Below are 10,818 nucleotides of genomic sequence, written 5' to 3'. Positions count from 1 at the left end.
CCTATCAGAATACTTGGAGGATTACCATCATGAAAAAATTATTTTCAGTACTTGCAGTAACTACATTAGCGATCGGGATTGTAGCGGGCTGCGGTAAAGAAGAGAAAAAAGATACAGCTAATCAAGATGCGTTACAAAAGATAAAACAAAGTGGTGAATTTGTAATTGGAACAGAAGGTACATATCCACCGTTCACATTCCACGATTCAAGCAATAAATTAACTGGATTTGATGTTGAATTAGCAGAAGAAGTTGCAAAACGTTTAGGGGTAAAACCTGTATTTAAAGAAACACAATGGGATAGCTTACTTGCTGGTCTAGATGCAAAACGTTTCGACATGGTTGCGAATGAAGTTGGTATTCGTGAAGATCGTCAAAAGAAATATGATTTCTCTAGCCCATACGTTTCATCTTCAGCGGTATTAGTTATTGCAAAAGATAAAGATAAACCTGCTACATTTGCTGATGTAAAAGGATTAAAAGCGGCACAATCTTTAACAAGTAACTATGCAGATATTGCTAAGAAAAATGGGGCAGAAATCACGAATGTAGAAGGCTTTAGCCAAGCGGCGGAATTATTAAATACTGGTCGTGTTGATTTCACAATTAATGATAAATTATCAGTGCTAAACTATTTAGAAACGAAAAAAGATGCAAAAATTAAAATTGTAGATACAGAAAAAGAAGCGTCACAAAGTGGATTCTTATTCCGTAAAGGTAGCGACAAGGTAGTACAAGAAGTAAATAAAGCGTTAGAAGATATGAAAAAAGATGGTACGTACGATAAAATAGCGAAAAAATGGTTCGGTGAAAATGTATCTAAGTAGCGCATTGGTTTCAGATCGATTGTCTACTTGGATAGATATTATGCAGTCTTCCTTCATGCCTATGCTGAGGGAAGCTGTTCTTACGACAATTCCATTAACGCTTATTACATTTATTATCGGGATTATACTTGCGACGTTAACGGCGCTTGCACGTATTTCAGGTAGTCGTATTTTACAATGGATTGCTCGTATCTATGTATCTATCATTCGCGGAACGCCACTTCTTGTACAATTATTTATTATTTTCTATGGTCTTCCAACTCTTAATATTGAAGTTGAGCCATATACAGCAGCAGTTATTGGATTTTCATTAAATGTCGGTGCATATGCATCTGAAATTATTCGTGCTTCTATCCTTTCCATTCCGAAAGGGCAGTGGGAAGCAGCTTACACAATTGGGATGACGTATCCGCAAGCGTTAAAACGTGTTATTTTACCGCAAGCGACGCGCGTATCAATCCCGCCGCTTTCGAATACATTTATTAGTTTAGTGAAGGATACTTCATTAGCATCGTTAATTTTAGTAACAGAAATGTTCCGAAAAGCGCAGGAAATTGCGGCAATGAACTACGAGTTTTTAATTGTTTATTTCGAAGCAGGTCTTATTTATTGGGTAATTTGCTTCTTATTATCTATCGTGCAACAAATATTAGAAAAACGTTCAGAACGTTACACTCTAAAATAACCCTTTCATAAAAGGAGTTTTTGTTTTTATGATTTCAATTCAACATTTACAAAAAAGTTTCGGAGATAATACCGTACTAAAGCATATAGATTTATCAGTTGAGAAGGGAGAAGTTGTTGTTATTATCGGGCCATCTGGATCTGGTAAAACGACATTCCTGCGTTGTCTCAACGTGTTAGAAACGCCGAACGCTGGTAATATTCGTATCGGTAATAAAGAGCTCGACTTCTCTCAAAAAGTATCGAAGAAAGATATTGTTAACCTTCGTACGCAAACAGGTATGGTATTCCAGCACCATAACTTATTTCCACATTTAACAGCACTTCAAAATGTTATGGAAGGGCTTGTTACAGTGAAAAAGATGGGGAAAGAAGATGCGAAGAAAAAAGCAAACTATTTCCTTGAAAAAGTTGGTCTTGCGGATAAAGTAGACTTATATCCATTCCAATTATCAGGCGGACAACAACAGCGCGTTGGAATTGCTCGCGCGCTTGCGATGGAGCCTGAAGTGTTACTATTTGATGAGCCAACGTCAGCGCTTGATCCTGAACTCGTTCAAGAAGTTCTGAAAGTAATGAAAGAACTTGCGAAAGAAGGCATGACGATGGTGATTGTAACGCATGAAATGCGCTTTGCACATCAAATTGCGAATCGTGTTATTTTCATGGATGGCGGTGTCGTTGTCGAACAAGGTACACCAGAAGAAGTATTTACAAATCCAAAAGAAGAACGCACGAAGAAGTTTTTACAAATGTTGCAATAAACTAAGGAAGGTCTCAAGGCATATGCCTTGAGACCTTTTTGCCATATATATTTATTTTTGGAATCCGCCAAGGCTTTGCTCAGCCATTGCAACTAGACGTTTTGTAATTTCTCCACCAACTGAACCGTTAGCACGAGCCGTAGAATCTGCTCCTAATTGTACACCAAATTCTTGAGCGATTTCGTACTTCATTTGATCGATTGCAGCTGTTGCACCTGGTACTACTAATTGATTGTAAGAACTTTGGTTTGCCATAGGAATATATCCTCCTTAGAGTTATAAAAATTTTTTTGGTTGGACTAGCTGGATTTGAACCAGATTATCGCCCCGTTTGGCGCTAATCCATCGGTAATTAAGTTTGTACTCATAGTATGGATGTTACCTAGAAAGATATACGAAATAATAATTTGTAAATTTTGTAAAAAAATATTAGTGATTTCGTAAAGTATGAAATAAGAGTAATCGTTGTATTTTTTAGAAAGAAGGCTAAACTAAGAGCGATTTGAAATATGTTTTTTTGTTTGTATCCCGCTATTGTGGGGCAAATCATTAACTTTATAGTTCTATTTTGAATAGGAGTGGAACAAAATGCTCCTATGCACGGCTTGATGTTCTCTTCAATCAACTTGTAAATGATAACGTATGGAGGAATCGTGATGGGAATTTGCCCGCTTTGCAACGCATTAGAATCACAAACATATTCTTGTCAAAATTGCGAAGGTATACTCCAAGATTATGGGAAAACTGTAGATTACATAGACGATTATAGTGCGTATATGGATCAAGAATTATTAAGTGCAGTAGATGGTTTAACACATAGTAATTCACAAGAATACTGTAATCATGTTTTTTATTGCGGGATATGTAATGTGGAAACAGAAGTTGTAGTGAAACTTGTGTAAATAGAAAACTTCCACCTTATGAATGAGGTGGAAGTTTTTGTTTTCGTATTTGTGAGTGAATCATAGGGGAAGGGATATGTTCGGTGTTTGAGGGTGCCTCGGATTTTATTTGAGACATTTTTTCTTTTGCATCGCGCAAAGAATGTTCAGTTAAGTAGATGGCATATTCGTAAAATAATTGGCGCGTCAGTTCACTTTGTTCTTTTAACTTGGCATCTTGGAATACAGTTCGCCCAGGTTTAGAGTTTGCTTCAAAGAGCCATGGATTTTCCTGTGTGTCTAAACCGATATCAAAACCAATTTCTCCAATGTTTCCGGTTACTTGTTCATCGAGCGCGTAACTGATTTGTAAGGCAGTTTGTTTTAATTTGTTTTCAATTTGAACTTGTTTCGTTGAATCAGGAAAAAGTTCTTGTAGTAATTTTGTATCGCCACCGCTATTTACATGTGTTGTTAAACTACCTTTGCCAGCAATTTTTGCAACGATTGCACTGACCATCCATTGGCCGAAATGATTTTTATTTGTATGAATGCGGAAATCAACAGGTTGCCCATCGAAGCGAAGTAAGGAAATACCTTGTTGTACGATAAATTTTTTTAAATCATGTCCTTTTAATACATGGTTTAGAAGTGTTTCTAATGATTGATACTTTCTTAGTTTATTTTCTTCATTTTCGCGATAACGACAGTAGTAGCAATTCTCTGCTTGAGAATAAAATAGTTGATGAATATTTCTACCGAAGCTGCCGTGAATTGGTTTCATGTAAATCGATTTATACGTACCGAGAAATCGTTCTACTTGTTCGAAGTGTTGAAATGTTTCTGTGTTTGGTAAGAACGGAATAATGGATTCATCTTTCATAAGAAGTTGATGTACTTCCCATTTATTAAAAAATCCTGGATTAAACCACGGAATAGCATAGTCATGCTCTAATTTTCTTTTTGCCCTTACGATCGGTTTATAATTTTCGGCTTTACGATTCGGTAATCGGTCGTAAATGACATTCGGTAATGGGACTTTTTTCTTAATCCATTGCCCTTCTTGAAAGAAATACCCTTCAATTGTTTCATCTTCCCAGTTTATATGTTGCACACCAAAAACGAATACAAATGGTCGTAAGGTGAATGGCGGCGTTAGTAACTCACCAAGAGAAGTTGAACGGTTTCCTAAAGGGTTAGAAGAGTCATCGTTAAAACCAGTTGTGAAAATCCCGATTAATGGTCCGAAAATAATGGTTTCATTTTGCGTGAATGCATGGATAGTAGTGGAATGAGGAAGCAAAAGCTTCTCAGCAATTTGTTGTCCGATAATGATTTCACGAGTAAAGGAATAATGAATTTTTACCTCTTCACTTGCAACATGGCGTACGCCGAAGGAAAGGGATGTAATGGGTGGTGTAATGGAAAAAATATAAGGTAAAGTAATACTATTTGGATGCTCATCTGAAATATTTAACGTATATATGTGCTCTTTCAAAATGGGTTTACCCCCTTTCATTATGGTGTGAAGCGACTAAACTTTAGTGGTCCGTGATATATTTTTTCGGCTAATGAATCACTATGACGAATGTAATGTTCATATGGGGGAATCGTGTTGACATACATAAGCCAAATCGCTCCCTTTTGATCCATAATAGTGGAAAGCTCTAGCTCGAATAACGAAGAATAAGATTGATCTAATGTTTGAAACACTTCATTTATAATGTCTTGTAAAGCGTCTTGTAATAGTTGGACACCGGTACTAGATAGTACGTATTTAATTTTTGAAAATGAATGTAGAGAGGAATCATCCGTTGTCGAAAGTAAAAGTTGATTCGGAAATGAGCTTTTTTGTATAAATTGGCCGATAGCATTCCACTTCTGTTCTTTATTTTTTTGCAAAATGGTTCGAATATGGAGTGGGTATGTTAATTGATTTGGTGGCTGCAGCATGATATGGGTGATGTAACGTGCTGACCGTATATTAGATTTGTACCAAGATATAAATTCATCTGTCCGCTTGATTTGAGCAGAAGTATGATATGCGTCATTTATCGTATCAATATGAAACGTTTTATTTTTGTAAGCAATCCGGTACAGACTTTCATTGGAATGTGTATGGGTAGGACGTATAATAATATCTTTTGTTTTTAATAACAGCTTGAAAATGTTTTGGATTGTTGCTATTTCAAATTTTGGTATATAAGGAGATAATTTTTTATTCGTGAGAAATACATCATGTAGTTCGCTTAAGTCAATGAGTGTGTTATTTAAAAAGGTAGTGGTAGGACGGTTGTGTAATGAGTGAATAATTGACTTTGCTTTTTGGAAGTCTGTTTCCTCGTTAAAAGAAGAACGATCGTATATATAAGAAGGAATAGGGAATGTTTGCTCTTTCCATTTTCCTGAATCAGTATCATAAATCAGACCAGAAATAAGATCTGTTTTAGGATCCATACCAAATGGCGTAAACTGGGCAACGACATTATGATAAAGCCGAGCGCGTTTAGCGATTTCGGTGTAATACGTTTGCTCATAATGAGGGTGAGAAGTTAAAATACCGAGAACCAACGAAATCACTCCTTTACTAACAAAATGTTGGCACAATAGGCGAAGCTATATATTGCAAATACGTTTTTATACCATTATACTTTTGTCCGTATGATGATATGCTATAGTTTTGGAGAAGCGAAAGGTTGATTGTAATGAATATATGGTTAAGTATGTTAACGACGACAGGGCTCGGAGCAGTTATTGGGGGATTCACAAATCATTTAGCAATAAAAATGTTATTTCGTCCTCATCGCCCTATTTATATTGGGAAGTTTCAAGTTCCATTTACACCAGGATTAATTCCGAAGCGCCGTGATGAGCTTGCTGTTCAATTAGGAAAAATGGTTGTCGAGCATTTGTTAACGCCAGAAGGAATCGGAAAGAAGCTAACAAATGAAGAGTTTCAAAAAGGTTTAATCCACTGGGCACAAGTAGAAGTGGATAAAGTAATGACGAATGAACAATCACTGCGACAAATGTTAGAAAAATGGAACGTAGCGCATGTAGAAAAAGAAGCGACCGGAAAAATCGAACATATGATTATAGAAAAAATTCAGGCATTTTTAGAAGAGTACTATACATATACATGGGAACAAGCTTTACCTCATTCTGTTCACGAAAAAATTGAGAATGCGATCCCAAATGTTTCAGCGTTTATTTTAGGACGAGCAACTCAATTTTTTGAAAGCGAAGAAGGGAAAGCACGTCTTTCAAAAATGATTGATGATTTCTTTGCTTCTAGGGGAACGCTGCTTAACTTAGTCGGAATGTTTTTAGGGAATGTAAGTGTAGTGGATCGTGTGCAGCCAGAAGTTATTAAGTTTTTAGGGCAAGATGGAACAAAACAGCTATTAACTGATGTACTGCAAAAAGAGTGGGAGAAGTTAAAAGGAAGAGATGTAAAAGAAGTAGAAACGTTTGTAGAGAAAGAAATGATTGTAAGCTCTATATTGTCAGCAGTTAAAGTGGGGGAAACAGTGAGTAAGTTTTTAAACCAATCTGTGCAGCAAGTATGTGAGCCAGTTCGAGAAACAATTAAGGAAAAGGTAGTCCCAAGTGCAGTAACGAAAGGCTTGAAGTGGGGAACAGAAAACGTAGCGAGTATATTAAATAATCTCCATCTTGCGGAAATTGTGCAGCAAGAAGTATCCACATTTTCAACAGAGAGACTAGAAGATTTAGTTCTATCCATTACAAAAAATGAACTAAAAATGATTACGTATTTAGGTGCCTTATTAGGCGGGATGATTGGACTCGTGCAAGGACTGTTACTGTTGTTTCTTAAATAATAAGAAGAGTACATAGAAATAAAAGTGAAATTTCTTCACATCTCTTGCATAGTTTGATATGGTAAGAAGAGGTGCATATGTAAACGCACTTAAAAGGCAGTGCGAGCGAAAAGCGCTAGCCTTCTAAAGGAGGAAAAATAAAATGACAAAAAACATTCATGATGTTGCATATGAATTACAAAAAGCAATCGCTGAAAACGAAGATTTCCAAACATTAAAAGCAAGCTACGCAGCAGTACAAGGTGACGCAGCTTCAAAGAACTTATTCGATGAGTTCCGTACAATGCAACTTGGCCTACAACAAAAAATGATGCAAGGTCAAGAAATCACTGAAGAAGATAACCAAAAAGCACAAGAAGTTGTAGCTCGCATTCAACAAGATGCTAAAATCACAAAGTTAATGGAAACTGAACAACGTTTAAACATCGTTATCACTGACGTTAACAAAATTATCATGCAGCCACTTGAAGAATTATATAACGCGCAACAACAAGCGTAATAGTGGAAGGCGCCCCTGTATAGGGGCGCCTTTTTTCGTTGGTTATTTGTGGAAATACTCCGTTTCAATATTCTTCTCCTTCAAAAACTTTTCAATTTCTTTTTGCTTCCTACCATTCACTTTCTCAAAGCGTTTTGTAAAAGAAAAATCGGTTTTGAATAAGTTACCGTCTTGAGCGAGTTTATCTAATTCTTGCTCTAGTTCTACTGAAAGTGCCGTAGATGCTGAAATGAATTCATATATTTCTTTCGAAGGTTTTTTGTAATCATTAGGGATCGTATTGTTACTAATAAAATCATGGAAATTCGCATCATTTTGTTTTGCTAAATCTACAAGTTGTTGTAATTTCTTTCGGTCGGATTCTGTGACATTCTCATCAGACATGGCTGACGAAAGTGGAACGATGTTTTCATCTAACTCTCCGCTATAATCTAAATACGTTTTTATATTTTGTTTCATTTCATCTTCATTAATCGTTTCATTCTTTTTTGAGGAAGTGAATATCGTTTCTGGAATTTTTATCGTAACATCTTTAATAGATTGTACGTCGTTGTCTTCCTTAGGTTGTGCACTGTTTGAACAAGCTGATAGAAATAAAATTGTAAGTAACATGAGTAGATATAAAGTATACTTCTTCATTTTAATCTCCTTTTACATTCACTATTATCTTTGTAAAATAGCTACATTCCATTTCAAATACTTTACTAAAGCTGCGTATAGATATTTTACCATTTGGTAAGATATGACGGATATGAGTAAACCGCTGCAAAAAGCGATGAACACATTATAAACATCGGAATAGCTAATTTGATGAAACCCTTTAAAGAATCCTAATCCTATTAATAAAATAGGTGAGATGATTAATAATGGAGTAGCAATGATAAGTGCTAGAAGAATCGGTAATAAAAAGAGTAGTACGAAAAAGGCGATAATGATAAAGGTAAAGTTTAAAACACTTAAACTCATAACAGAAAATAGTGCGGTTATCATATTTTTAAAGCTTCGTTTATTATCAGCATTGCTGATTGCATAGGAAACAGTAAGTTCTTTCGCGATCGTTTTAGGGTTTCCTAGTTTTCTAGCAATTTCTTCTTCACATATCCCATCTTGTTTACCACTGATAAAATGAGTTTCGTACTCTGAGATAATATCTTTCTTTTCTACATTAGGCATATTCCGCAGAGAAGAACTAAGTTGTTCCAAAAATTCACTTTTGTTCATAACAATCACTTCCTTTATAAAATGATGAATGAAAGCTGAGAATCCTATCTTTTGAAAGGGAGGATACGAAATACAAAACGCGTTCCAATTAATGGGTATTCCAATATTTACTAATATATCATTTGCTAGTGTTCTTTGCAAGGTACTGTGAAGTTTTTAATACTGTGATGAGATGAAAGTTTTCCGTGTATTTTTAGAGTAGATATAAAAATATTATTTTAGGATAAATAAAGGGTTGTAAGCGCATTCCTTATTGTTTGTCAAAATACTGTCAAATTCATATTCTTGGAAAAATAATGCATTTGTACTATAATGATAAACAATACTTCACCACATTAATTAACTAGGTGAAATTAAAAATCTTTATTACACACATTATGAAATAAAGGGATGATTAGTTTGAGTACAGGTGTAAAAGCAAACGACGTGAAGACAAAAACAAAAGGAGCAGATCTTGTTGTTGATTGCTTAATTAAACAAGGTGTTACACATGTTTTCGGTATTCCAGGAGCGAAGATTGACTCTGTATTTGATGTACTGCAAGAAAGAGGACCAGAGTTAATTGTTTGTCGTCATGAACAAAATGCAGCATTTATGGCAGCTGCTATTGGTAGATTAACAGGGAAACCGGGTGTATGTCTTGTAACTTCAGGACCAGGGACATCAAATTTAGCGACAGGTCTTGTTACTGCGAATGCGGAGAGTGATCCCGTTGTTGCTTTAGCTGGTGCAGTTCCGCGTACAGATCGATTAAAACGTACGCATCAATCTATGGATAATGCTGCACTATTCGAACCAATCACAAAATATAGCGTAGAAGTAGAGCATCCTGATAATGTGCCAGAAGCATTAAGTAATGCATTCCGAAGTGCGACTTCCACAAATCCAGGAGCTACTTTAGTAAGTCTTCCGCAAGACGTTATGACTGCGGAAACGACTGTAGAGTCTATCGGTGCGCTTTCTAAGCCACAGCTTGGAATCGCTCCCACACATGAAATTACATATGTAGTAGAAAAAATAAAGTCAGCGAAATTACCGGTTATTTTACTCGGTATGAGAGCGAGCACAAATGAAGTGACGAAAGCTGTTCGTGAATTAATTGCGGATACAGAACTTCCTGTCGTTGAAACATATCAAGCAGCTGGTGCAATTTCGCGTGAGTTAGAAGATCATTTCTTCGGTCGCGTTGGATTATTCCGTAACCAACCAGGTGATATTTTATTAGAAGAAGCAGACCTTGTTATTTCGATCGGTTATGACCCAATTGAGTATGATCCGAAATTCTGGAATAAGCTTGGGGACAGAACGATTATTCATCTTGATGACCATCAAGCAGATATCGACCACGATTACCAACCAGAACGCGAATTAATTGGTGATATTGCTTTAACAGTAAATAGCATCGCGGAGAAATTACCGAAACTTGTATTAAGTACGAAATCAGAAGCAGTGCTGGAACGATTACGCGTGAAATTATCAGAACAAGCAGAAGTTCCGAACCGTGCGTCAGAAGGTGTTACACATCCGCTTCAAGTGATTCGTACACTGCGTTCTTTAATTAGTGACGATACAACCGTTACATGTGACATCGGTTCACATTCTATTTGGATGGCAAGATGTTTCCGTTCTTATGAACCACGTAGATTATTATTTAGTAACGGTATGCAAACGTTAGGTGTTGCACTTCCTTGGGCAATTGCCGCTACTTTAGTTGAACCGGGCAAGAAAGTTGTTTCCGTGTCAGGTGATGGTGGTTTCTTATTCTCTTCGATGGAATTAGAAACAGCGGTACGTTTAAATTCTCCAATCGTCCATCTTGTTTGGAGAGACGGCACATATGATATGGTTGCATTCCAACAAATGATGAAATATGGCAGAACATCAGCTACAGAGTTTGGCGATGTTGATCTTGTGAAATATGCGGAAAGTTTCGGGGCGTTAGGTCTTCGTGTTAACAAGCCTGATGAATTAGAAGGTGTATTAAAAGAAGCACTAGCAGCAGACGGCCCTGTCATCATTGATATTCCAATCGATTACCGTGATAACATTAAATTAAGCGAAAAATTATTACCAAACCAATTAAACTAATGGAGGCAGATT

12 protein-coding genes are annotated in these 10,818 nt (G+C 36.3%); 7 read left to right on the top strand and 5 right to left on the bottom strand.

Annotation, left to right across the window (positions count from 1 at the left end):
* Positions 1-29 precede the first annotated feature (29 nt).
* The 3 genes from MR115_RS19535 to MR115_RS19525 are packed head-to-tail and all read left to right on the top strand — an operon-like array spanning position 30 to position 2,275.
* On the top strand, positions 30-827 hold the full coding sequence (locus MR115_RS19535; protein WP_242242419.1) for an amino acid ABC transporter substrate-binding protein: 798 nt from the start codon (positions 30-32) through the stop codon (positions 825-827).
* Entirely contained in the window at positions 814-1,512 is a 699-nt protein-coding gene (locus MR115_RS19530) for an amino acid ABC transporter permease (protein ID WP_242242417.1), read from the top strand. Before MR115_RS19535 ends, MR115_RS19530 begins: the two co-directional genes overlap by 14 nt.
* Positions 1,513-1,540: 28 nt before the next feature.
* On the top strand, positions 1,541-2,275 hold the full coding sequence (locus MR115_RS19525) for an amino acid ABC transporter ATP-binding protein (RefSeq protein WP_000623592.1): 735 nt from the start codon (positions 1,541-1,543) through the stop codon (positions 2,273-2,275).
* Between the two features lie 51 nt (positions 2,276-2,326).
* Here the strand turns inward: MR115_RS19525 and sasP are convergent, their stop codons facing one another.
* The gene (gene sasP, locus MR115_RS19520; RefSeq protein ID WP_000013349.1) at positions 2,327-2,530 is read right to left on the bottom strand and encodes a small acid-soluble spore protein, SasP family; all 204 of its coding nucleotides are present in this window, start codon (positions 2,528-2,530) and stop codon (positions 2,327-2,329) included.
* A 401-nt stretch (positions 2,531-2,931) separates the two neighbouring features.
* Between sasP and MR115_RS19515 the strand changes: the two genes are divergently transcribed.
* Positions 2,932-3,177: a hypothetical protein gene (locus MR115_RS19515; protein WP_061677876.1), complete on the top strand. Its 246-nt coding sequence runs from the start codon at positions 2,932-2,934 to the stop codon at positions 3,175-3,177.
* Positions 3,178-3,193: 16 nt separating this feature from the next.
* Here MR115_RS19515 and MR115_RS19510 read toward each other — a convergent pair whose 3' ends face one another.
* Both MR115_RS19510 and MR115_RS19505 read right to left on the bottom strand, forming a co-directional pair.
* A complete protein-coding gene (locus tag MR115_RS19510) occupies positions 3,194-4,654 on the bottom strand; it encodes a YheC/YheD family endospore coat-associated protein (protein ID WP_097818427.1) in 1,461 nt (486 codons plus the stop codon).
* A gap of 20 nt (positions 4,655-4,674) precedes the next feature.
* Positions 4,675-5,727 (bottom strand): YheC/YheD family protein, encoded by a 1,053-nt coding sequence (locus tag MR115_RS19505; protein WP_242242415.1) that lies wholly within the window; start codon positions 5,725-5,727, stop codon positions 4,675-4,677.
* A gap of 134 nt (positions 5,728-5,861) precedes the next feature.
* Between MR115_RS19505 and MR115_RS19500 the strand changes: the two genes are divergently transcribed.
* Together MR115_RS19500 and MR115_RS19495 are read left to right on the top strand one after the other, a co-directional pair.
* Complete coding sequence (locus MR115_RS19500; RefSeq protein ID WP_242242414.1) at positions 5,862-6,998, top strand: DUF445 domain-containing protein; 1,137 nt, start codon at positions 5,862-5,864, stop codon at positions 6,996-6,998.
* Between the two features lie 142 nt (positions 6,999-7,140).
* Positions 7,141-7,497, top strand: a complete 357-nt coding sequence (locus MR115_RS19495; protein ID WP_064473844.1) for a YlbF/YmcA family competence regulator — start codon at positions 7,141-7,143, stop codon at positions 7,495-7,497.
* A gap of 42 nt (positions 7,498-7,539) precedes the next feature.
* On the opposite strand, the gene MR115_RS19490 is transcribed toward MR115_RS19495, so the two are convergent.
* The gene (locus MR115_RS19490) at positions 7,540-8,136 is read right to left on the bottom strand and encodes an NDxxF motif lipoprotein (protein ID WP_242242412.1); all 597 of its coding nucleotides are present in this window, start codon (positions 8,134-8,136) and stop codon (positions 7,540-7,542) included.
* A 24-nt stretch (positions 8,137-8,160) separates the two neighbouring features.
* The gene (locus MR115_RS19485) at positions 8,161-8,718 is read right to left on the bottom strand and encodes an HAAS signaling domain-containing protein (RefSeq protein ID WP_242242411.1); all 558 of its coding nucleotides are present in this window, start codon (positions 8,716-8,718) and stop codon (positions 8,161-8,163) included.
* Between the two features lie 399 nt (positions 8,719-9,117).
* Here MR115_RS19485 and alsS point away from each other — a divergent pair, with 399 nt between their 5' ends.
* Positions 9,118-10,806, top strand: a complete 1,689-nt coding sequence (gene alsS, locus MR115_RS19480) for an acetolactate synthase AlsS (protein ID WP_242242409.1) — start codon at positions 9,118-9,120, stop codon at positions 10,804-10,806.
* The last annotated feature ends 12 nt before the right edge of the window (positions 10,807-10,818 follow it).

Origin of the sequence: Bacillus cereus group sp. BfR-BA-01309 (assembly GCF_022664315.1) — a bacterium.
GTDB lineage: Bacteria > Bacillota > Bacilli > Bacillales > Bacillaceae_G > Bacillus_A > Bacillus_A mobilis.
This window is presented reverse-complemented; position numbering and strand designations above follow the sequence as displayed.